The following is a 22,817-nucleotide window of genomic DNA, read 5'->3' as shown; positions in this document are numbered from 1 at the left end:
GTATGATACCGGTCACCGATGAAGCGTCAAGCTGGCCGCCCGGACAAGACGCCCGCATGCTTACAAATAGCTTGGGATTGATGGCTGGCGCGGCTCGCGGATTAGAAGAATTCCCCGGAGACCCATTTTTTGTGACAAATTCGACATGAAAAACTGCTACTGTTCCATCTTTTGTTGACTAACGGACGTCCGGGCTGAGGAGAGCCGGCGCCGACACTAGTCAGAAAAGCACAGGCGAGTCGGCCCCACAGCCGCACGTCGAGAACGAATAGCCGCGCGCGTCTGCCGCTGGCTTCGATAAGACACCCATGAGAAGAAATCGTATGGCTTTGCGTCGCGTCGCCACGGCGCTGCTCGTGAGCGGACTCATTACGGCACAGCTTGCCTATGCGCAGGTCACGCTCAATTTCGTCAACGCCGACATCGATCAGGTGGCGAAGGCAATTGGCGCCGCCACCGGCAAAACGATCATCGTCGATCCCCGCGTGAAGGGGCAGCTCAATCTCGTCTCGGAGAACCCCGTACCCGAGGACCAGGCGCTCAAGACCCTGCAGTCGGCGCTGCGTATGCAAGGCTTCGCGCTCGTGCAGGATCACGGTGTACTGAAGGTCGTGCCGGAGGCGGACGCCAAGCTGCAGGGCGTGCCCACCTATGTCGGCAATGCGCCTACCGCGCGCGGCGACCAGGTGGTGACCCAGGTGTTCACGCTCAGGCACGAGTCGGCGAACAACCTCCTGCCGGTGCTGCGCCCGCTCATCTCGCCGAACAACACCATTGCCGCCTACCCGGCCAACAACACGCTCATCGTGACCGACTATGCGGACAACGTGCGCCGCATCGCCTCGATCATCGCGGGTGTGGACTCGGCCGCCGGCCAGCAGGTGCAGGTGGTGCAGCTGCACAACGCCAATGCGCTCGACATCGCGCCGCAAATCGCGAAGATGCTCGACCCGGGCGCGATCGGCGCCTCGGACCCGTCGCTGAAGGTTTCGGTCGTTGCCGACCCGCGCACCAACTCGCTGATGCTGCGTGCCTCGAACGCGCAGCGCCTCGCCTCCGCAGTCCAGCTCTCGAAGCAGCTCGACGCGCCGACCAGCATGCCGGGCAACATTCACGTCGTCCCGCTGCGCAACGCCGACGCCACGCAACTCGCCAAGACGCTGCGCGGGATGCTCGGCAAGGGCGGCAACGATACGTCGTCGTCGGGCAACGCGAATGGCTTCAACCAGAGCGGCAACGGCGGTGGCGGCAGCAGCACGTCGACCGGCACCTCCGGCACGCCGCCGCTGCCGTCGAGTTCGCTCGGCGGCGGTACGTCGTCGGGCAGTTCGATGGGCGGGGGCAGCTCATACGGCAGCGGCGGCGGCAGCAACGAAGCGCCGTTCCTCGGCGGCGACAAGGACAAGGGCGACGACAACCAGCCGGGCGGCATGATCCAGGCGGACCCGGCGACCAACTCGCTGATCATCACGGCCCCGGACGCGGTGTACCGCAACCTGCGCTCCGTGATCAACCAGCTGGATGCGCGTCGCGCGCAGGTCTACATCGAAGCGCTGATCGTCGAGCTGAACTCGACCACCAACGCCAACCTGGGCATTCAGTGGCAGGTCGCGAGCGGCAATGTGTACGCGGGCACCAATCTGGCCACCGGCAGCGGCAACAGCATTGTCAACCTGACGACGGCAGCGGCCGCCGCCGCCACTACCGGCGGCCTCGCCAACGCGCTCGGGGCATCCGGCCTCCAGCAGGGCCTGAATGTGGGCTGGATCAAGAACATCTTCGGCGTGCAGGGGCTTGGCGCATTGCTGCAGGCGCTCTCGCAAACGGCCGATGCCAACGTGCTGTCCACGCCTAACCTCATCACGCTCGACAACCAGGAAGCGAAGATCGTCGTCGGTACGAACGTGCCGATCCAGACGGGTTCGTACTCGAACCTCACGAGCGGCACGGCGAGCACGGCGTTCAACACCTACGACCGTGTGGACGTAGGCTTGACGCTGCACATCAAGCCGCAGATCACCGACGGCGGCATCCTCAAGCTGCAGCTATACACGGAAGATTCGGCGATCGTCACGGGTACGACCAACGCGTCGACCAACCCGGCCGGCCCCGAGTTCACCAAGCGTTCGATCCAGTCGACTGTGCTGGCCGATAACGGCGAAATCATCGTGCTCGGCGGCCTGATGCAGGACAACTACCAGGTCGCCAACAGCAAGGTGCCGCTGCTCGGTGACATTCCCTGGATCGGCCAGCTGTTCCGCTCGGAAAACAAGACGCGCGAGAAGACGAACCTGATGGTGTTCCTGCGTCCGGTGATCATCAGCGACCGCGACACGGCGCAAGCGGTCACGTCGAATCGCTACGACTATATCCAGGGCGTGACGGGCGCATACAAGTCCGACAACAACCTGATCAAGGATAAGGACGACCCGGTCGTGCCGCCGATGCCGCTCGGCCCGAGCCAGGGCGGATCGGCGCTGAACCTGTTCGATCTCGACCAGATGCGGCGTCAACAGGCGGTGGGCGTGCCGCCCGCGGCTCCTGCAAATCCGGCAAGCGCCGTGCAGATGCAGCCCGCCGAACCCCTGCAAACCGCGCCCGTGGAAACCACGCCGGTGCAACAGGCGGTGCCCACCACGACGCGGGTGCAGCCGTGAGCACGCCTCACGCGCCTGCGGCCACGAGCGGCGCGGACCGCGAGCCGCCCTCGCCGCTCGCCGCTCGCCTCGTGCCGTACGGCTTTGCGCGCAGCGGCCAGATTCTCGTGGCCCACCAGCGCGCCGAGGGCCTTGAAGTGTGGATCAGCGAGCGCACGTCGCAGGCCGCCATCGCTGAGGTCGCGCGCAATTTCGGCGCGTTCGCGCTCGTGCGCTTGCCGGCCGACGAACTCGCGCAGGCCATCAACCAGGCTTACGCGCGCCAGGACGGCAGCGCCGCGCAGGTAGTGGGCGAAGTGGAAGGCGAAGTGGATCTCTCGCGCCTCATGCAGGACATTCCCGAAGTGGAAGATCTGCTGGAGTCCGAAGACGACGCGCCGATCATCCGCATGATCAACGCGCTCCTGACACAGGCCGCGCGCGAGCAGGCATCGGACATCCACATCGAGCCGTTCGAGAATGCCTCGGTGGTGCGCTTTCGCGTGGACGGCACGCTGCGCGACGTCGTGCGCCCGAAGAAGGCGCTGCACGGTGCGCTTATCTCGCGTATCAAGATCATGGCGCAGCTCGACATTGCCGAGAAACGCCTGCCGCAGGACGGTCGCATCACGCTGCGCGTAGGCGGGCGACCGGTGGACGTGCGCGTCTCCACGCTGCCCACGGGCCACGGCGAGCGCGCCGTGCTGCGTCTGCTGGAAAAAGACGCGCAGCGTCTGAACCTCGAAGCGCTCGGCATGGCCGGCGACACGCTCGGCAAGTTCGACCAGTTGATCGCGAAGCCGCACGGCATCGTGCTCGTGACCGGCCCGACGGGCTCGGGCAAGACAACCACGCTGTACGCGTCAATGTCGCGGCTCGAAACGGCCACGACCAACATCATGACCGTGGAAGACCCGATCGAGTACGACCTCTCGGGCATCGGGCAGACCCAGGTGAACGAGCGCATCGGCATGACGTTCGCGCGCGCGTTGCGCTCGATCCTGCGTCAGGACCCGGACATCATCATGATCGGCGAAATCCGCGACCTCGAAACCGCGCAGATCGCCGTGCAGGCCTCGCTCACGGGTCACCTCGTGCTCGCCACGCTCCATACCAACGACGCCGCCTCGGCGGTGACGCGTCTGACCGACATGGGCGTCGAACCGTATCTGCTCGCTTCGTCGCTGCTCGGCGTGCTTGCGCAGCGCCTCGTGCGCCAGCTCTGCCCCGTGTGCAAGGAAGAGCGCGTGGAAGACGACGGCAGGAAGCGCTGGCATCCGGTGGGGTGCGAGCGTTGCGGTCATTCGGGCTACTCGGGACGGCGCGGCGTATACGAACTGCTGCTCATCGACGAGCCGATTCGCGCGCTCATCCACCGCAATGCCGCCGATGCGGAGATCTTCCAGGCCGGTCGGACGCAAGGGATGCGCACGCTGCGTGAAGACGGCGAGCGCTGGATCGATGCGGGCAGGACGTCGCTCGAAGAAGTGCTGCGCGTGACGGGCGGCGCGTGATGGGCCGCAAGATGAACCACAAGATGGACGTTCAATAAAAGCGAGGTCGATCAGCAACATGCCGGCATTTCGCTTCGAAGCCATCGACGCCACGGGCAAACCGCAAAAAGGCGTGCTCGACGCCGACAGCGCGCGCGGCGCGCGCGCGCTGCTGCGTGGCCAGGGCCTCACGCCGCTCGTGGTCGAGCCGGCCGCGACCCGCACGCGCGGCGCGCGTGCGCAGCGGCTTGCGCTCGGGCGCAAGCTCTCGCAGCGCGAGCAGGCCATCCTCACGCGCCAGCTCGCCAGTCTGCTGGTAGCGGGCTTGCCGCTCGGCGAGGCGCTCGCGGTGCTCACCGAGCAGTCCGAGCGCGACTACATCCGGGAACTGATGGCGGCGATTCGCGCCGAGGTGCTCGGCGGCCATTCGCTTGCCAGCGCGCTCGAGCAGCATCCGCGCGACTTCCCGGACATCTACCGCGCGCTCGTGGCTGCGGGCGAGCACACCGGCAAACTCGGCATCGTGCTTTCGCGTCTGGCCGACTACATCGAGCAGCGCAATGCGCTCAAGCAGAAGATCGTGCTTGCCTTCACGTACCCGACGATCGTCACGATCATCGCGTTCGGCATCGTCACGTTCCTGCTGAGCTACGTGGTGCCTCAAGTGGTGAACGTGTTTGCGAGCACCAAGCAGCAACTGCCCTTCCTCACCATCGTGATGATGGCGCTTTCGGGATTCGTGCGGCAGTGGTGGTGGGCGGTGCTGATCGCCGTGGCGCTGGTTTCGTGGATCGTGCGCGCGACTCTGCGCAGGCCCGGGCCGCGTCTCGCGTTCGACCGCTGGATGCTCACCGCGCCGCTCGCGGGCAAGCTCGTGCGCGGCTACAACACCGTGCGCTTCGCGAGCACGCTCGGCATTCTCTCCGCGGCGGGCGTGCCGATCCTGCGCGCGCTGCAAGCGGCGGGCGAAACGCTCTCGAACAAGGCGATGCGCACGAACATCGACGAAGCCATCGTGCGTGTGCGCGAAGGCACGTCGCTTTCTCGCGCGCTAGGTAATACGAAGACGTTTCCGCCGGTGCTCGTGCACCTGATCCGATCCGGCGAAGCGACCGGCGACGTGACAACCATGCTCGACCGCGCGGCCGAAGGCGAAGCGCGCGAACTGGAGCGGCGCACGATGTTCCTCACGAGCCTGCTCGAACCGCTCCTGATTCTGGCGATGGGCGGCGTGGTGCTCGTGATCGTGCTCGCGGTGATGCTGCCGATCATCGAGCTGAACAACCTCGTGCAGTAAGGCGTACGAACGAGTACGAACTGCGCGAGGCGGCCGGCACGAAGCCGGGCGCGCGCAACTCAGCGCATGTAGATGGTGGGACCGGCTGCGTTGGGCGGCAGGAAGATTTCGGAGTGCACGCCGTGGCGGTCGATGACGATCGAGCGGGGGCGCACTTCGAAGAGTTTTGAGTTCTGGTCGATTGGGCCGCCGAGCGAGATGGCTCTCGGCGGTTCGCCGCCGATGCTTACGATCGCCGCGGCGCCTTGAGCGAGCGAGAGGATGCCGAACAGGTGAATGTCCTGCACGGGGTTGCGCTCGAGCCTGCCGCCGAACAGCGTGCCGGCCTGGTCGAGCGAGATCGGCGGCTGAGCGGCGGCAGCCTGCACCGGTGCCGCGCGGTTCGTGGCGAGGGTGATCGTCCACCACGTGGCCGTGGCGCAGAACACCGCAAACGCGGCGAGGGAAAGAAGGCGGATTTGCAGTGGGTTCATGCGCTCATTGTACGAAGGTTTATGAAATTTTTGATGTACGCGTTTGCCATGCCTGCAAGGCGTCGGAAAGGCGTCATCGTGTGACATTACAATGACCCGTCATGCGTGCGAGGACCCGGCCGATTCAAGCGGCGGTTCGATTGCAAGCGGACGAAGCGCGGCGCACAAGCGTGCACCGCAACCATATCTAGCGAGGGAGGAAAGAATTCATGTCCATATGGGCCAAACGCCGTGCCGAAATCGAAGTCACGCGCACGCGCCGCCAACGCGGTTTCACGCTCATCGAAATCATGGTCGTGATCGCGATTCTCGGCATTCTGGCCGCGTTGATCGTGCCGAAGATCATGAGTCGTCCCGATGAAGCGCGCCGCGTCGCCGCGCGCCAGGATATCGGTACGATCATGCAGGCGATGAAGCTCTATCGCCTCGACAACGGCCGCTATCCGGCCCAGGACCAGGGGCTGCAGGCGCTCGTGCAAAAGCCGACCACCGACCCCGTGCCGAACAACTGGAAGGACGGCGGCTATCTGGAGCGCCTGCCCAATGACCCGTGGGGCAATCCGTACCAGTACCTGAACCCGGGCGTGCACGGCGAGATCGATGTATTCAGCTATGGCGCCGACGGCAAACCTGGCGGCGAAGGTAACGACGCCGATGTCGGCTCCTGGCAGTAAGTCATCCGCCACGCTGCATCCATGCAACCGAGCCGCCTTTCCCCTTGCCGGGACCGCCGTTTTTCGCGCACCTCACGCGCGGGCATGCGCTCGCGCGCGGCGGGGTTCACGCTGCTCGAAATGCTCGTGGTGCTGCTGATCGCGGGGATTCTCATCTCGCTCGCTTCGCTCACGCTCACGCGCAATCCGCGCACCGATCTGAACGAAGAGGCGCAGCGTCTCGCGCTCCTGTTCGAATCGGCGGGCGACGAGGCGCAGGTGCGGGCGCGGCCCATTGCATGGCAGCCGCTCGCGGGCGGGTTCCGCTTCGATGTCCATACGGAAGACGGCTGGCGTCCGCTGCGCGACGATCTGCTCGGACCGCGCCAGTGGGAAGGCGGCGTGACCGGCGTGGCGATCACCTACCCCGGCGGCGACGACACGCAGGCAAACCGGCTCATCTTCGGCACCGAGGCCGTGGACGTGCCGGTGCAGATCACACTCTTTTCGGCAGCCGGCCGCGCGACGATCGTCGGCACCGGCACTGGCCGCTTCGAGGTGCGCTGAGATGCGGCTCTCGATACGTGGAGGAAAGCGCGGCCGCAGCGCTCGCCTGGATCGTCCGGTACGTTCGGTACGTGAGCGCGGTTTCACGATGATCGAAGTGTTGGTTGCGCTCGCAATCATCGCGATTGCACTGGCCGCTTCGTTGCGCGCCGTGGGCAGCCTTGCCGCGAGCGAAGCCGACCTGCACGACCGCCTGCTTGCGGGCTGGAGTGCGGACAACATGCTTGCACAACTGCGACTCGTGCACGCGTGGCCCGACCTTGGCGAGAGCAGCTTCGACTGCTCGCAGGGTAATCTGCGGCTGACCTGCACGCAGCATGTCGCGGCAACGCCTAACCCCGTTTTTCGGCGCGTGGAGGTGTCGGTGACGATGCCCGGCCGCTCCGGCAATCTCGCGCAACTCGTCACGGTGCTCGCCAATGAGACGAACCGCTCGTTGTGACCGCGTGCGCGTCGCCGCATCAGCGCGCGGCTTCACGCTGATCGAGCTGCTCGTTGCGATCGCCATCATGGCCGTGGTGGCGATCCTCTCGTGGCGCGGCCTCGACGAGATTGTCCGCGGGCGCGAGACCATCACGCGCTCGATGGCGCAGGAGCGCGTGTTCGCGCAGATGTTCGACCAGATGCGCATCGACTTGCGCGAAGCCGCCTCCGACGACGAAGCGGGCGGCGTCGCCATCTCGCTCGACGGCGGCGCGCTGCAGATCGTGCGCGCGTTCGCGGTGCCGCCGGGCGCGGCGCCCCGCCTGCAAGTGGTGCGCTACCGCGTGTCGGGCGGCCAGGTGGTGCGCTATGCGTCGCCGCCCCTCGCCAATCTCGGGGCGCTGCGGCGTGCACTGCGCGGCGGCGAAGGCGACAACTGGGGCGCGTTGCCGATGATGAGCGGCGTGGACGTCATCAACGCGCGCCTGTACGTGCCGAAGACGGGCTGGACGGCGAACATGCAGGACGTGCGCTCTCAGGTAACGGGCAATGACAACGATCTCAAGGTGCCGCAACTCGGTAACGCACCGCTGCCGCGCGCGGTGACGGGGGTGCAGGTGAGCGTGGGTTCGCATGCGCTCGAGCGGCCGGTGACCCGCGTGTTTCTGGTGGGGGAATGACGTTGCGCACACAACGAACCGCCGCCCGGCAAACCAGACGATCCAGCTGTTCCACGCGCGCACGGCGCGGGGCGGCCATCATCAGTGCGCTACTCGTCGTTGCGCTTTCGGCGATCATCGTCTCGGGCATGTTGTGGCGCCAGCAGGTGCAGTTGCGGCGCATCGAGAATCAGCGGCTACTCGCGCAGGCGCAATGGATCGCGCGCGCCTCGCTCGATTGGACGCGCCTCGTGCTGCGCTCCGAAGCGGATACGTCGGCGGGCATCACGTATCTTGGCGGCGCGTGGGGCGTCCCGCTCGCGAGAACGCGCCTGTCCGACTTCCTCGGCCAGATCGGCGAAGCGCGCACACAACAGGGCGCGGACACCTGGCTCTCGGGTTCGATCGAAGACGCCCAGGCGCGCTTCAATCTGCGCGATCTCGCGGCAACCAGCACGCCCGGCTCGCTGCAGCTGAACGTCACGGAGATCGAGGCATTCGCGCGCCTGTTGCAAATTCTCGGCATCGACCAGTCACTCGCGAAGAACACCGCGGTGTACCTGCGCTCAGGGCTTGCCTACTCGGCAACGCGCTTCCAGACGCAAACCGCCACGACGAACACCGGGTCGCAAGCCGAGGTGCTCGCAGGCGGCGGAACGACTGGCGGCGGCAACTACACCGACAACCCCGGCCTCTCGGAGCCCGACAACAACAGTGGCGTCGCCCCGCTGCTGATGACGAGCGTCGATTCGCTCCTCGATGTGCCCGGTTTCACGCCCGACGCCGTCGCGCGGCTGCGCCCGTTCGTGACAATTCTGCCCACCGTGACGCCCGTGAACATGAACACGGCGAGCGCCGAGGTGATCGCCTCCGTCGTGACGGGTATGAGCCTTTCGAATGCACAGGCCCTCGTCGCGCATCGCCAGAGCGTGTTTTTCCGCAACGTGAGCGACGTGCAACTCGCGCTCGAAGGGGTGGGCGTGAAGCAGGTCTCGATCGACACCACGCAGATCGACGTCAACACGAGTTATTTTCTGGTCCATGGGCGCGTGCAGCACGAGCGCGCCGAGGTGGACCGCACGACACTTGTCTGGCGCGATCCGCTCACTCATACGACGCGCATCGTGCGCGTTAGCGACGAACCATGAAACCGTCCCCGACCAACATCGAAAAGAGGTGCGTTTGAGCACGCTGATCGTTCTCATGCCGCCCCGCGACCCGGCGGTCCACTCGCAGGAATGGCAACTGCCGGAACTGCCCTTCGTGCTGCTCGACAAGACGGGCAACACGCAGCGCGCGGGCCGTTCGGCGCTGGGGCTGCTGCCGAAGGCCTCGGCCACCATCCTGCTGATCGCCGCGCGCGACCTGCTCATGCTCGCCGCCACCGTGCCGCCGCTCAGGGGACCGCGTCTGCGTCAGGCGCTGCCGAACGTGGTCGAGGATCATCTGATCCAGGATGCGCAGACCTGCCATCTCGCGCTCGACCCGAAGCGCCTGGCCGATGGCCGGCAGGTCGTGGCGGCCATCGATCGAGGCTGGTTCCGCTTTCTCCTGGAAGGCTTCACCGCCGCGGGGCACCGCAATCTGCGCGCCGTGCCCGTGGCGCGCTGCCTGCCGGCCGCGCAGGTGGTGGAGGCGGCTCACGAGGCTCAAGTAACTGAGCCTGCCGTGCCCGCAGAGCCGCGCGTAACGTCCGCTGCCGCGAATCCCGCCTCCGCTGCCACGCCCGCGTTCGATCCCGTCACCGCATGCGTGCTGGGCCATGTCGTTGCCACCGCCCCCGCGCTGCTGCCCGGCGTCGCGCTGGAGCCCGCGGCCGCCACGACGGAAGTGGCGCTCGAACTCGCGATCGTGCGCGGCGCGCTCGCCGACGGCTTCGCCGTGCCCGCCGCGAGCGTAGCGGCCACCGTCACGGCGCTCGCCGGCGGTGCGCCGGTCTCGGGCTACGTCCTCACCCAGCTCCCGGGCGAGCCCGCGAGCGCGGCCGCCCGCGCGTCGCTGGCCGCCGCGTTGCCGGGTGCGCAGACGCTCACGTTCGAGGCGCTCGCGCGGCGCGCGCTCGCCTGCCGCTTCGACCTCTGCCAGTTCGAGTTCGCCTCGCAGCCGTGGCAGCTCGATCGCGCGACGCTGCGGCGTCTGCGCGTGCCGATCGTGCTCGTGGCCGCGTCGCTCGTCGTCGCGGTCGTGGGGGCGAATATCCAGTGGCTCATGATGGCGCGCCAGCGCGACGCCATCAGCGCGCAGATGACCGAGCTGCTCCTCAACGCGTTCCCGAAGACGACCGTCGTCCTCGACCCCGCCGGACAGATGGCGCGCCAGTTGCAGCAATTGCGCCTGGCCGCGGGCGAGCCCTCGCCCGACGACTTCCTCGCGCTGTCCGACGGCCTCGCTCGTTCGCTCGGTCCGGTGCCCGCGAACGGCATCGCGGCGCTCGATTATCACGACCGGCGTCTGGACGTGACCTTCAAGCCAGGCGTCAACGTCGACGCCGATCTCGCGAAACGCCTCGCGGGCAACGGCCTTGCGGGCACGGTGGATGCCAGCACGGGCAAATGGACCATCAGGAGCGCAGCGTGAAGACAACGGCGATGAGCGGCGCATGGGCCGAGGCCTGGGCGACCTTCTGGGAAGCGCGCACGACGCGCGAAAAGGGGCTCCTCACGTGGGGTGGCGCGGTGCTTGCATTGGCGATCGGCTGGTCGGTGCTGTGGCAGCCCGCCGCCGACGGCCGCGCGCGCCTGCGTGAGAGCCTGCCCGGCATGCAGCGCGGACTCGCGCAGATGACGGCCGAGGCCGACGAGGCGCGCTCGCTTGCGGGCGCCGCGGCGAGCGTAGCGCCGGGCGGCCAGGCGCTCAAGGACGCAGTCACCGCATCGCTTGCCGATCACGCGCTCACGGGCGCGCAGATTCAGCTGATCGGCACGACGGTGCAGGTGCAGATGAAGAATGCGTCGTTTCCGGCGTGGGCCGCGTGGCTCGACGACGTGCGCAAGCAGTTCAAGGTGCAGGTGGTCGAGGCGCACATCACTGCGCTGAAGGCCGATGGCCAGGTCGACTTGACGGCCTCGCTGCAACCGGCGAATACGCATTAAAAAGAAAAAGCGCGCATCGAGAGGCGCGCACTGAGAATCGCCGGAGAAATAAGCAATGAGTTACTGGATGCGGCGCTTGCGCGCCGCGTTGCCCTGGCTGATCGTGGGCTTGTTGTCGAGCGCTGTCGTGCTGCTCGCCCGCCTGCCCGCAGCCTGGATCGCGCCGCAGTTCGCGCGCGCGACCCAGGGGCACGTCAATCTGATCGATCCGGAAGGCTCGCTCTGGCACGGCTCCGCCACGCTGATGCTCGCAGCGGGCCAGGATGCGCGCGGCGCGACGCTGCTGCCGGGGCGCATCGTCTGGCGCACGGCGTTCTGGCCGCTTTTCGTCGCGCGCGTGCGTATGGAAATGCTGCAGACCGAGGCGATGCCCGACGCAGTCACGGTGGATGCGACGTTGCGTGGCGCGAACGTGAGCGCGGGCACGATAGCCGTGCCGGCCTCGCTGCTCGCGGGTCTCGGTGCGCCCTTCAACACGCTCGATCTGGATGGCAAGGTGCGGCTTTCGTGGAGCCCGTGGCGCATGTTCGGCACGGATGCGTTCGGACGACTGAGCGTGTCGCTCGCCGACATGAGTTCGCGAGTGTCGCTTGTGAAGCCGCTCGGCACGTATCAGGTCGTGTTGCAGGCACAAGGGGCGACGTCGACGCTCGATCTCTCGACGCAGAAAGGCCCGCTGATGCTCGAGGGGCGCGGCTCGTTCTCGCGCGCGTCCGCCTCGTTCCAGGGCACCGCGAGCGCGACGCCGGATCAGCGCGACAATCTGGCAGGCCTCTTGAATCTGCTGGGTCGGCCGATTGGGCCGGGAACCGTCGCGCTGACATTCATCCGCTGACGTTCACGGTTTGAGCGTGCGCCCGCCTGCGCGGGCGCGTACGCATTACTGCGGCTGGACGGCCGTCGCCACAAACGCCGGCGCGGATGCCGCCGAAGCGACCGAAGGCGCGGCCACGCTGCCCGTCTCGCGATCCATCTGCGCGGCATCCCAGCCGCCGCCCAGCGCCTTCACGAGCCCCACCGACGACACCATGCGCTGGCCGCCGATACTCACGAGCTTTTGCTGCGCGGTGAAGGCCGTGGCCTGCGCGGAAAGCACGTTCTGGAAATCGGTCGTGCCTGCTTTGTACTCGTTCGTCACGATCGCGAGCGCATGCTGTGCCGACTCCACCGCCTGCTGCTGCACGCCGACCTCTTGCCCCAGGATGCGCTGCGAAGCGAGGTTGTCCTCCACGTCCTGGAACGCGGCCAGCACCGTTTGCCGGTAGGTGGCCACTTGCTGGTCGTAGGCGGCGCGCGCGGCTTCGGTCTGCGCTTTACGCAGCCCGGCGTCGAAGATCGTGCCGGCAAGCGACGGCCCGAGTGTCCAGAAGCGCGACGGCATCTGCAACAGCTGTGACAGCACCGAGCTTTCGAAGCCGCCGCTCGCGGAAAGCGTGAGCGTCGGGAAGTACGCTGCGATGGCGACGCCGATCTGCTCATTGGCGGACGCCGCCTTGCGCTCTGCCGAGGCGATGTCGGGCCTGCGCTCGAGCAACGCGGACGGCATGGCGAGCGGCACCGTGGGCGGCGTGGCGGTGAGCGGCGACGGCGCGATCGAGAACGTGGAGGCGGGCTGGCCGACCAGCACGGCAATCGCATGCTCGTCCTGGGCGCGCGCCACACCGTTGTCGATCGCGGAAGCCTGGGCAGACTGCAGTTGGGTTTGCGCCTGGATCACGTCGGCGCGGCCCGCCACGCCCTGGGCGTACTGATTTTGCGTGAGTTGCAGCGACTTCTGGTACGCCACAACCGTGTCGTCGAGCAGCTTCTGCTGCGCGTCGAGCGAGCGCAACGTGAAGTAGGTCTGCGCAAGCGTGGCTTGCGCAGACAGACGCGCGTTCGCGAGATCGGCGGCGGCGCCCTGCTGGCTCGCCTCCTGCGAGCTGACGGTGCGGCTCACCTTGCCCCAGAGGTCGGGTTCCCAGGTGGCGTCGAGCCCCAGGTTGACGTTGTTGTTGATGCTGCCGCTCGACAACCCGCCGCTCGAGTTGGCCACGCGCGTGGGCGTGTACGAGCGCGTGCCCGAGAACGAACCGCTGATCACCGGAAAATACGCCGCGCGGGCCTCGCCCACGAGCGCACGCGCCTGTCGATAAGCGGCAGCGTATTGCGCGACTGTCTGGTTGCTGGTGTTGAGCTGATCCATCAGCGCATTGAGCTGCGCATCGTCGTAGATCAGCCACCAGGCGCCGCGGTCGGCGGTATCGCCGGGTTGCGCGACCTTCCAGCCCTCGGGCGCTTCCTTGAACGAGGCGGGCACGGCGGCGGCGGGCCGGTGATAGTCGGGGCCGACGGCGCAGCCAGTCAACTGGAAGGTGAGCGCGGCGGCTGCGCACAGCGCTAACGTGGAAAGCGGTGTGGGCGCGCTGCGCGCCACGGACCCGGCGGATCCAACGGAGGCGCCGGGACGGACGAAACGGCAAGGCATGCAAGGATTCCTGTCGATGCAACCGGCGCGCAGTCAGGCGGCCGGGCGCGCACGGGGTTGTCGCGTTGCGGCAATGGTAGCGCACGCGCTAGTCATTACGCGGAATCCGAAAGCTTACGCGTTGGAAGGGTTGGCGGGTGTTACGGCGCGAGACGCGCAGGTTACGCGTCGTTACGGCGGCGCTTCGGTGCGCGGCAGGCGAGTTGGCCGCCTGCGCACGCGGGTGCAGCCGTTGCCGCTGCCGGGTTGACGGGCGTGGCCGGCACGACAGCCCCCGCTGCTGCAGGTTCGTGCCGCGCGCGCCGACGCTGCGCCCACACCACAGCCACTACCGCGATCGAGCCGCCCGGCAGCGCAAACATGGCCGCATACAACGCGAGCTTGCGCCCGCGCACCCACCACGAACCCGCGCCAGCCCTCGCGAAAGCAAGGCGGGCGGTGTCGGTGACGGAGCGGCCAAGGCCGCCAAGCGCGTTGATCAGGTAAAGCATGATGCCCAAACGGGTGAACGGAGATGAACGAAACTGGTTGCCTGTCATAATATTGACTATGCAATCAAATCACAACATACTTTGCACCGCATCAATGCAACTGTTGTTTTTACGCGCCGATTACTGCAGCAGAGACGGTTGCGACCTGCTGACTGATTTATCTGCCTGAGCAGCGAAGTAACCCGCTATAATCCGCTCGTTTTCTGAGACGCTGCAAAGCGAACTGCCATGAGCGACGGTCCATTCGTCCCGGCCAGGCTGGGCGTCGAGCCAAGTCTCGGCTATTTCCTCTCGACTGCGCGCAATGTGCTGGCCGGGCGCATCGACCGTGCGGTCGCGCCACTTGGACTTACATCGTCGCAAATCGGTGTGATCCTTTTATTGTGGTTCGAGCGCGCCAGCACGCCGAACGAGATGTCGCGCGCGCTCTCGTACGACACTGGCTCCATGACGCGCATGCTCGACCGACTGGAGAAAAAGGGCTTTCTCGAGCGGCAGCGCAGCCAGGCGGACCGCCGGGTCGTGGAACTCGCACTGACCGATCAGGGACGCACGGCGGCGCAGCAATTGCCTGAACTGATCGCCGCGGAGATGTCCGAGCAGTTGCGCGGCTTCACTCCCGAAGAAGTCGCGACGCTCGTTCATTTGCTGCAGCGCTTCATTGCCAATGACGGCTCGACCACGCCGATTTGCGGATCGATGGACGGCGCCGACAAGGACGCAGAAGCGCCGGCGCAGGAAGGCGGCGACTAGAAAGGTCGCCCGACGCGCTGCGGCGCAGCAGTGGCGCAATTCGATCGAATCACTGTCTGGGCAGAAAATGCACTGGCATGAAATAACACGCTGGCGTGCGCTGCTCCAGGGGTGCAGCGGCAACGGCCGAGCCAACAAGGACACGGAACATGGCAACTTCTTCCGCGGTGCCCGCACAGGCCGAGCCCGCACCGTTTTCCGGCGGTAGGCTCGCGCTTCTCACGGTCGGGCTCGCGCTCGGCACCTTCATGGAAGTGCTGGACACCTCGATCGCAAACGTGGCGGTCCCGACCATTTCGGGCAACCTGGGTGTCGCCAACAGCGAAGGCACGTGGGTCATCTCGTCGTATTCGGTTGCCTCCGCGATTGCCGTGCCGCTCACCGGATGGCTCGCGCGCCGCGTGGGCGAAGTACGCCTTTTCACGCTCTCCGTGCTGCTGTTTACGGTGGCCTCGGCCGCGTGCGGCTTCGCGACGAACTTCGAGACGCTCATTGCATTCCGTCTCGTGCAAGGGCTCGTTTCCGGGCCGATGGTCCCGCTTTCGCAGACTATCCTCATGCGCTCCTACCCGCCTGCCAAACGCGGGCTCGCGCTCGGGCTCTGGGCGATGACCGTGATCGTCGCGCCCATCTTCGGACCGGTGATGGGCGGCTGGATCACGGACAACTACACGTGGCCGTGGATCTTCTATATCAACGTGCCGATTGGCCTTTTCTCGGGCATCTGCGCGTACCTGCTGCTGCGCGGACGCGAAACAAAGACGACGAAGCAGCGCATCGACGCCGTGGGCCTCGCACTCCTCGTGATTGGCGTGTCCTGCCTGCAGATGATGCTCGACCTCGGCAAGGACCGCGACTGGTTCAACTCGACGTTCATCGTCACGCTCGCGATCATCGCGGTGGTTGCGCTCGCGTTCATGCTTGCGTGGGAGGCGACGGAAAAGGACCCCGTGGTCGATCTATCACTCTTTCGCGACCGCAATTTCGCGCTCGGCGCGATGATCATCTCGTTCGGCTTCATGGCTTTCTTCGGCTCGGTGGTGATCTTCCCGCTCTGGCTGCAGACGGTCATGGGCTATACCGCGGGCCTCGCGGGTCTGGCCACCGCGCCGGTGGGCCTGCTCGCGCTCGTGCTTTCGCCGCTCATCGGGCGCAATATGCACCGACTCGATCTGCGCATGGTCGCGAGCTTCGCGTTCGTCGTGTTCGCGCTCGTCTCGCTCTGGAACTCGACGTTCACACTCGATGTGCCGTTCAACCACGTGATCTTGCCGCGTCTCGTGCAGGGTATCGGCGTGGCCTGCTTCTTCGTGCCGATGACGACCATCACGCTCTCGAGCGTTCCCGACGAGCGGCTCGCGAGCGCCTCGGGCCTCTCGAACTTTCTGCGCACGCTTTCGGGCGCAATCGGCACGGCGGTGAGCACGACGTTCTGGGAAGACGCTGCGATTTATCACCATGCCGTGCTATCGGAATCGGTGAGCCAGTATTCGCCGAACACCATCGCCTACAAGGACGCGCTCGCAAAACTCGGTTTCGCAGGTCAAAGCCTGACCGCGAAGCTCAACGACGTGGTGACGACTCAGGGCTACATGATGGCCACCAACGACTTCTTCCGCATTTCCTGCGTGATGTTTGTCGTGCTGGCCCTGCTGGTGTGGGCGACGAAGCCGAAAAAGGGCGCGGGACCGGCAATGGGTCATTGACGGTCCCGCGAAAGGCCGCCCGCGTAAAGCCGCGGGCGCCCGGGTGCGCGTTGCGCGCTGCGTTACTGACGCTGCGTGATGCCGCTCGTTTCGATCTCGACACGACGGTTCTTCGCGCGGCCCTCAGGCGTGGCGTTCGACGCGACGGGCTTCGCGAAGCCGTAACCGTGCACTTCATACTGGCTAGCGTGCAGGCCGTGCGACTGCAGATAGTTGCGCACCGTCTGCGCGCGGCGCAGCGAGAGGCGGTCGTTATAAGCCTTCGAGCCAACCGAGTCCGTGTAGCCGCTGATCACGATCGCGCCGATATTCACGCTGCTGCTTTCCCCGATGAACTGGTCGAGCGTCTGCTTGCCGGCGGGCAGCAGGTCGGCCTTGTCGAACGCGAAGTTGGCGTCGGCATTGAGCGTGATCGTGCGCGGTTGAACCTGGGGGGCCGGAGTCGGCGCTTGCACGACCGGCGCCGGCGGCGGGGCCGGCGGCTGCGGCGTCTGGCAGATGAAGGTGATTTCACGCGGATCGTCTTCCGGCTTGAACCCGGAAGCGGCGCGATCCACCGACGAGACGCGCAGCGGCGTCTTGGTGCCGCAGATCTCATTGACCTTCGCCATGCAGGTCCTGGAGCTTTCGAGCAAGCCGAGACACTGCACGCGGTACGCCTGCGAGCCGTTAGCGAGCGTGACGACGTCGAGATTGTGGGTGGGGCCTGAGGCGGTAGTGCAGCCTGCGGCTGCGACGATTACGGCAGCCGCGGCACTGGCGGACAGAAGGCGCAGTTTCATTGTCGATTCGAGTTGTGGATGAGGATGAACGGCCCGGACCACGCAGGCCGAAACCAACCCAAGATACGGGCTCCCCAATCCCTCGCTCAATCAGACAATGCCTAAATCGGCAACAGACGTCATTCGAAAGTCGCTATTCGCAAAGTCGCCACTCTGAGCGCGCGCCAGCGCTAACCACGCGCGGCCAGAGCCAAGTGCAGCCATTAATCCAGCGATCACTGCGCAGCGACCAATGCGCAACGATCAATGCGCGCTCGAGGCCGGCTCGGCCACCGCTGCACCACTCACGCCGGCCGTGTCGCCGCCTGCGCCCGTGGTCGTGTCGCCGGGAATGGGCGCATCGACGCCCGTGCGCACGTACTGCTTGAACGCCGCGCCCGCCGACCACGGGTTCGGCTTGCAGCCGAGCGAGCTGTCGCAGTGCGCGGCGAAGCCAATCGTGGCCGTGCCGTCGGGGTTGGCGGACTTCGTGATTTCATAGGCGAGCAGACGCCGGCCACCGCCCGGGCCCGACGTCTGGATCAGCGTGTCGGTCACAGTCTGCACTTCGTACTTCGAATGACTGCGCACCCAGTCTTCCGCGCGTTGCCACCAGAGATCGCATTCCGCCTTGTTCGAGCAGGTGAGCGGTGCGGTCGCGATCTGCATGATGTCGGGATTGACCTGCCCGCGCGACGCGCAGGCCGCAGCCGTCGCGCACAGCAGGATCGCAAGAGTTCGTTTCATCGCGTGGATTCCTCCCAGAGTGAGCCGCATGGCGCGCGGCCCGTGCATTTTTTGTGTTTTCAGCTTCGTTCGCCCGGTGCGCTCGTCGTCCGCGCAGCTCGGTGACGCGGCGCCTACCCTGGTTGGACCGCATCTGCACGCTGGTGTTGCGAGCAAATGCGGTGCCTGGGGCAAACTTCGATGGGATGTGCGCGCCGCAATGGCGCACTGGCGTGCGGCCCAGAGGCCGGGCTCAGACGCTGAAGCGATTGAGCGTATAAGCGCGATACGCGGCGACGAACGCGTCGAACGATCCGACTTCGTCGCGCTCGAGTTGCGCCTGCTCTGCGAGCGATTCGCGCGCAAGCGTGTCGAACTCGGCCGTGACCGCCGCGTCCAGCGGGCGCGCGAGGAATTGCGCGGCGTGGCGTTCACTTTGTGCGAGTGCAAATTGCAGGAAGGACTGCTTGCTATCGCGCATGGTTTGGAGCACACGGGCCGATGGCGTGAGCGACGGGTCGGCCAGCTTCGCGCGTTGTGCCGCGAGCGAGCGCGTATGCTCGTCGCTGCCGTGCGCCGCGTCGAGCACCGCGGCTGCGTGGCCGATCTTCTCGAACAGCTCGTCGGCCCACTCGTGCATCGGGACGTCCTTGCCGTCACGCTTGAGCGCAAGACCCGGGCGGCGCCCTTCTTTCGTCACCAGGCCAAAGTTTTCGTTCGATTCGGCGTAGGCGTCGGCAGGCAGGAAAGGGCTTTCATCGAGTGCGCACGCGAGCAGGTAGGCGTCGAGAAACCGTGCGGTTTCGAGCGAGATGCCGGTTGGCTCGAACGGGTCGATGTCCATGCAGCGCACCTCGACGTACTGCACGCCACGCGCGGCGAGCGCATGCAGCGGCCGCTCGCCGGGATGCGTCACGCGCTTCGGGCGAATCGTCGAGTAGAACTCGTTCTCGATCTGCAACACGTTCGTGTTGATCTGCACCCATTCGCCGTCGCGATGCGTGCCGATCGCCTCGTACGGCGGATACGGCTGGCTCACGGCCTGCGCCAGCGCGTCGAGATAGCCTGCCAGCGTGTCGTAGTCGGCGCGCAAGGCGGACTGGCCCGTCGTGTTCGAGTAGCCGAGATCGCTCATGCGCAGGCTCGTCGCGTACGGCAGATAGAGCGTGTCGGCGTCGAATGCTTCGAGCGTGTGCTCGCGGCCGCGCAGGAAGCGCGCGTCGAGCGCGGGCGAAGCGCCGAACAGGTACATGAGCAGCCAGTTCGTGCGGCGGAAATTGCGGATCAGCGCGAGGTAGCGCTCGGACTGATAGTCGGTGGGCGAGGCCGTGGACTGATGATGCGCGTGCAACACGCGCCACACTTCGTCGCTCAGCGAATAGTTGTAGTGGATGCCGGCGATGCACTGCATCGTGCGCCCGTATCGCAGCGCGAGGCCCATGCGGTAGACGTACTTCAGACGGCCGATGTTCGAGGCGCCATAGTGCGCGATGGGAATGCCGTCGTCGGTGTCGGGCAAGAGGCCCGGCATCGATTCGTTCCAGAGCATTTCGCCGTCACGCGCGAGTACGGCGTAGACGTAGCGATGCAGCTCGTCGAGCTTCGCGAGGGTGATCGACGCATCGGGCTCGGCGGACGTGATGATCTCGATCAACGCTTCCGAATAGTCGGTGGTAAGCGACGGATGCGTGAGCGCCGAACCGAGCGCCGCGGCGTGCGGCGTCATCGCGATACGGCCGTCGCGCGTCACGCGCAGGCTCTCCTTCTCGATGCCGCGCAGTCCGCGCGTGAGCGCGCCGCGATGTGGCCCGTTGCCCAGCACGGAAAGGCGCTGCGCGAGAACGTCGTTCGTGCGTGTAGAGATCGTGTCTGGCATTGAGGCAAGTCGGGCTCGGGCCGGCGGCGCTGTGCTGCGAACGCTCGCCGGCCGGGATTCTTTTCGGTAGCGGGCACTTTAACATCTCGCCGAAAGACCTGCTTGGGCCCGCCTCAGGTGGGGTTTTGGCCTGTCGGCACGCGCGTCTCGGGGGCACCGCCCGGTTCCTTGCGCTGCCTTCCGTTGCCCTAGCCGCCGCGCGCCGCGCCCGCCCGATCGGCGATTTCGTTCCACAGATGCATGGCTGCGTACGCGCGCCAGGGGCTCCATGTGTCGGTGCGGGTGCGCTGTTGGGTCGCGCGCACAAGCGCCGGGTCGCGCGCCGCGATGGCCTGCATGAGCACGAGATCGGTTGCAGGCCACGCGTTGGCGTCGCGCCACGCGCGCATCGCGACGTATTCGACGGTCCACGGGCCGATGCCCGGCAACGCGAGCAGCGCGGCGCGCATCGCGTCGAGGTCGGGGGGCACTGGCGCGATAGCGTCGATTTGTCTGTTTTGACGCTTGCCGCGCGGCTTGTTCTGATCTTTCTCTGCGTAGTCGCGCTCGATGATCACCGCGCCGCTCGCCACGGCCTGCGCAAAGCCCTGCAGCGCGGCCACGCGCTTGCCCGGCATGCCGATGCCCGCGAGATCGGCGGCGGCGAGCGCCGCGGGCGTGGGAAAGCGCCACGCCGTGCGCGCGTGCGCATGGTCGTCGATGCGCTTGCCCACGCGTTCGACGAGGCGCCCGATGATCGTCGTCGCTGCTTTCACGCTAACTTGCTGGCCGACGATCGCGCGCACCACGAGCTCGAAGCCCGACCACGCGCCGGGTACGCGAAGCCCCGGCACGGCCGCAACGAGCGGCGCGAGCCACGGATCGTTGCGCAGATGCGCGGCGACTGCGGCGGGATCGGCGTGCAGGTCGAACATGCGCGAGAGCGGCGCGGCGAGCCCCGCCGCGTGCGCGCTCACGGGCCCGTCGATCTGCACGACGAGGCAATGCTTGCGCGCGTGACGGCGCACGGCGAGCGTGCCGCTCGCGCCGTTGAAGTCGATCGCGCGCAGCCAGGCGCCGTCCTCCACCGCTTCGACGCCCGGCGTTGCCCGGCCGCTGAAAAAGCGCAGGACGCGTGGCCAGTCGTAGGGCGCGCGAAACGGCAGCTCTAGTGTGGCGCTGTGTGTCTGCGCCTCGGTTTGTGCTTCGGATTGTGGGGCGATGGCGCTCAAGCGGCGGTCTCCGGCGTTTTGGCGCGGTTCGAAGTCGAATGGTTGTCTTTCGCGCTTTTTGTTCCTCGCGTTGGTCCTCGAGTTGCGCCTTGCGATGCGCGGATCTCACCGCCGCGCGATTCAGCGTCGATCAGCGCCGCCTTGCGCTCGAGCCCCCAACGATAACCCGCGAGTGAGCCGCCCTTCTGCACGACGCGATGGCACGGAATGGCGAGCGCCACCGGATTCGACGCGCACGCGCTCGCCACCGCCCGCACCGCGCGCGGCGCGCCGAGCGTTTCGGCAATCTGCGTGTAGCTGCGCGTCTCGCCGTAGGGAATGCGCTGGAGCGCGTCCCACACGCGCTGCTGGAACGCCGTCGCCGCAATGTCGAGCGGCAGATCGAAACGCTCGCGCCGGCCGTGCAGATATGCGTCGATTTGCGCGGCGAACGGCGCAATCGCGGTCTTGTCCTCAATACATTGCGCGTTCGCGAAATCGGCCGTGAGCGCGGCGGTGAGCGTCGCGGCATCGTCGCCGAACGCGATCCGGCAAATGCCCTTTTCCGTTGCCGCGACGAGCACAAAGCCGATCGGCGTGGGCGTGGCGGCGTAGTGGATCGTCAATCCCGCGCCCTTGCGGCGATACGCGGAAGGCGCCATGCCCAGTTCGCCCGGCACGCTGTGATAGAGCCGCGACGACGAGCCGAAGCCGGCGTCCGCGCTTGCGCGCGTGACGTCGGCGCCCTCGCCCAGCGCGTCACGCAGTACGGCCCCGCGTCGCGCCGCCTGATATTGGCGCGGCGAGACGCCCAGCGCGCGCTTGAACAGGCGCTGCAGGTGAAACGGGCTGAGATGCACGGCTTCGCCCAGCTGCGCGAGCGTGAGCCGTTCTTGCGGGTCGGCGTCGAGCGCGGCGCAGGCGCGCCGCACGATTTCCAGCTCGCGCGGCAGGCCGCCCGGGCGGCAGCGCTTGCATTCGCGATAGCCGGCGGCACGGGCATCGTCGGCCTCGGCGAAGAATTCGATGTTCTCGCGCCGCGGGAGCCGCGACGCGCACGACGGGCGGCAGAACACGCCCGTCGTGCGCACGGCGTAGAAGAATGCGCCGTCGGCGCGGGCGTCGCGCGACGTGACGGCTTGCCAGCGGTCGACGTCGTTCGTCCACTCGCTGTCTGGCGTGTCCTTGGGTTTTGCGGGTTTCATCGCTGGTTTCATTTCAGGGACGGCGCTCATTTGAGGGCTCCTCGAAGTGCCTGTGTGTATGCCCTTACTCTAACTTCGCCTACGGACGGAGGCGCGCCGGATCTTGCGCTGTCATTGCGGTCGGCATGCCCATGATCGCGCCCTTAAGTGGCGCTTATCTGGCACTTTTATGACCTTCGGTGAATCCCTGGTGGCGCGTTGCAGTTTCCCGTGCGACAAAATGGCAACTTTGCGGGTTTTCCCTTAAAAAGTTGTTGCATCGCGTCAGCCGACTCGGTATAGTCGTTCCTGTCTCCTCCATGTCTCCTCCTGATATGGATTAAGCCCGCTCACAGCAGCGGGCTTTTTT

The 22,817-nt window shown here is 66.6% G+C and carries 21 protein-coding genes; 13 read left to right on the top strand and 8 right to left on the bottom strand.

All coding sequences use genetic code 11. The features are described 5' to 3' along the window. The first annotated feature begins 323 nt into the window (after window positions 1–323). Genes gspD through gspF form a run of 3 tightly spaced genes read left to right on the top strand, consistent with a single transcriptional unit; the run spans window position 324 to window position 5,426 of the window. Window positions 324–2,657 (top strand): type II secretion system secretin GspD, encoded by a 2,334-nt coding sequence (gene gspD, locus JMY28_RS24060; RefSeq protein ID WP_201698400.1) that lies wholly within the window; start codon window positions 324–326, stop codon window positions 2,655–2,657. Beyond that, window positions 2,654–4,150, top strand: a complete 1,497-nt coding sequence (gene gspE, locus JMY28_RS24055) for a type II secretion system ATPase GspE (protein WP_201698399.1) — start codon at window positions 2,654–2,656, stop codon at window positions 4,148–4,150. Before gspD ends, gspE begins: the two co-directional genes overlap by 4 nt. Window positions 4,151–4,208: 58 nt before the next feature. Beyond that, complete coding sequence (gene gspF / locus JMY28_RS24050) at window positions 4,209–5,426, top strand: type II secretion system inner membrane protein GspF (protein ID WP_201698398.1); 1,218 nt, start codon at window positions 4,209–4,211, stop codon at window positions 5,424–5,426. Between the two features lie 59 nt (window positions 5,427–5,485). Here the strand turns inward: gspF and JMY28_RS24045 are convergent, their stop codons facing one another. After that, entirely contained in the window at window positions 5,486–5,899 is a 414-nt protein-coding gene (locus JMY28_RS24045) for a general secretion pathway protein GspC (protein ID WP_201698397.1), read from the bottom strand. A gap of 209 nt (window positions 5,900–6,108) precedes the next feature. On the opposite strand from JMY28_RS24045, the gene gspG reads away from it, so the two are divergent. The 8 genes from gspG to JMY28_RS24005 are packed head-to-tail and all read left to right on the top strand — an operon-like array spanning window position 6,109 to window position 12,128. Beyond that, on the top strand, window positions 6,109–6,573 hold the full coding sequence (gene gspG / locus JMY28_RS24040) for a type II secretion system major pseudopilin GspG (protein ID WP_201698396.1): 465 nt from the start codon (window positions 6,109–6,111) through the stop codon (window positions 6,571–6,573). Window positions 6,574–6,594: 21 nt separating this feature from the next. Continuing rightward, on the top strand, window positions 6,595–7,119 hold the full coding sequence (locus JMY28_RS24035) for a GspH/FimT family pseudopilin (RefSeq protein WP_201698395.1): 525 nt from the start codon (window positions 6,595–6,597) through the stop codon (window positions 7,117–7,119). Between the two features lie 13 nt (window positions 7,120–7,132). After that, window positions 7,133–7,561 carry a type II secretion system minor pseudopilin GspI gene (gspI, locus tag JMY28_RS24030; protein WP_407945534.1) on the top strand — a complete coding sequence of 143 codons (429 nt, stop codon included), beginning with the start codon at window positions 7,133–7,135 and terminating at the stop codon, window positions 7,559–7,561. Then, window positions 7,539–8,222 (top strand): PulJ/GspJ family protein, encoded by a 684-nt coding sequence (locus JMY28_RS24025; protein ID WP_201698393.1) that lies wholly within the window; start codon window positions 7,539–7,541, stop codon window positions 8,220–8,222. Before gspI ends, JMY28_RS24025 begins: the two co-directional genes overlap by 23 nt. Next, window positions 8,219–9,349, top strand: coding sequence for a type II secretion system minor pseudopilin GspK (gene gspK / locus JMY28_RS24020; protein ID WP_201698392.1), 1,131 nt, complete (start codon window positions 8,219–8,221; stop codon window positions 9,347–9,349). Before JMY28_RS24025 ends, gspK begins: the two co-directional genes overlap by 4 nt. A 34-nt stretch (window positions 9,350–9,383) precedes the next feature. Continuing rightward, entirely contained in the window at window positions 9,384–10,778 is a 1,395-nt protein-coding gene (gspL, locus tag JMY28_RS24015) for a type II secretion system protein GspL (RefSeq protein WP_201698391.1), read from the top strand. Further along, a complete protein-coding gene (locus JMY28_RS24010) occupies window positions 10,754–11,293 on the top strand; it encodes a type II secretion system protein M (RefSeq protein ID WP_201698390.1) in 540 nt (179 codons plus the stop codon). The genes gspL and JMY28_RS24010 overlap by 25 nt, the downstream gene beginning before the upstream one ends. A gap of 55 nt (window positions 11,294–11,348) precedes the next feature. Beyond that, window positions 11,349–12,128, top strand: coding sequence for a type II secretion system protein N (locus tag JMY28_RS24005; RefSeq protein WP_201698389.1), 780 nt, complete (start codon window positions 11,349–11,351; stop codon window positions 12,126–12,128). A gap of 45 nt (window positions 12,129–12,173) precedes the next feature. On the opposite strand, the gene JMY28_RS24000 is transcribed toward JMY28_RS24005, so the two are convergent. Beyond that, window positions 12,174–13,760 (bottom strand): efflux transporter outer membrane subunit, encoded by a 1,587-nt coding sequence (locus JMY28_RS24000; RefSeq protein ID WP_201698388.1) that lies wholly within the window; start codon window positions 13,758–13,760, stop codon window positions 12,174–12,176. A 161-nt stretch (window positions 13,761–13,921) separates the two neighbouring features. Continuing rightward, window positions 13,922–14,251, bottom strand: coding sequence for a hypothetical protein (locus JMY28_RS23995; RefSeq protein WP_201698387.1), 330 nt, complete (start codon window positions 14,249–14,251; stop codon window positions 13,922–13,924). 228 nt (window positions 14,252–14,479) lie between these two features. Between JMY28_RS23995 and JMY28_RS23990 the strand changes: the two genes are divergently transcribed. After that, window positions 14,480–15,004, top strand: coding sequence for a MarR family winged helix-turn-helix transcriptional regulator (locus tag JMY28_RS23990; protein ID WP_201698386.1), 525 nt, complete (start codon window positions 14,480–14,482; stop codon window positions 15,002–15,004). 149 nt (window positions 15,005–15,153) lie between these two features. Then, complete coding sequence (locus JMY28_RS23985; RefSeq protein WP_201698385.1) at window positions 15,154–16,710, top strand: DHA2 family efflux MFS transporter permease subunit; 1,557 nt, start codon at window positions 15,154–15,156, stop codon at window positions 16,708–16,710. 62 nt (window positions 16,711–16,772) lie between these two features. Here the strand turns inward: JMY28_RS23985 and JMY28_RS23980 are convergent, their stop codons facing one another. From JMY28_RS23980 to ada, 5 genes are all read right to left on the bottom strand, one after another. Next, window positions 16,773–17,492, bottom strand: coding sequence for an OmpA family protein (locus tag JMY28_RS23980; RefSeq protein ID WP_201698384.1), 720 nt, complete (start codon window positions 17,490–17,492; stop codon window positions 16,773–16,775). A gap of 243 nt (window positions 17,493–17,735) precedes the next feature. Beyond that, window positions 17,736–18,218, bottom strand: a complete 483-nt coding sequence (locus JMY28_RS23975; protein WP_201698383.1) for a hypothetical protein — start codon at window positions 18,216–18,218, stop codon at window positions 17,736–17,738. A gap of 232 nt (window positions 18,219–18,450) precedes the next feature. After that, the gene (gene gshA / locus JMY28_RS23970; protein ID WP_201698382.1) at window positions 18,451–20,073 is read right to left on the bottom strand and encodes a glutamate--cysteine ligase; all 1,623 of its coding nucleotides are present in this window, start codon (window positions 20,071–20,073) and stop codon (window positions 18,451–18,453) included. A gap of 188 nt (window positions 20,074–20,261) precedes the next feature. Beyond that, window positions 20,262–21,284, bottom strand: coding sequence for a DNA-3-methyladenine glycosylase family protein (locus JMY28_RS23965; protein WP_201698381.1), 1,023 nt, complete (start codon window positions 21,282–21,284; stop codon window positions 20,262–20,264). After that, window positions 21,281–22,468 (bottom strand): bifunctional DNA-binding transcriptional regulator/O6-methylguanine-DNA methyltransferase Ada, encoded by a 1,188-nt coding sequence (ada, locus tag JMY28_RS23960; protein WP_201698380.1) that lies wholly within the window; start codon window positions 22,466–22,468, stop codon window positions 21,281–21,283. Before ada ends, JMY28_RS23965 begins: the two co-directional genes overlap by 4 nt. Between the last annotated feature and the right edge of the window lie 349 nt (window positions 22,469–22,817).

The organism is Paraburkholderia hiiakae (assembly GCF_904848665.1).
GTDB classification, from domain to species: Bacteria; Pseudomonadota; Gammaproteobacteria; order Burkholderiales; family Burkholderiaceae; genus Paraburkholderia; species Paraburkholderia hiiakae.
This window is presented reverse-complemented; position numbering and strand designations above follow the sequence as displayed.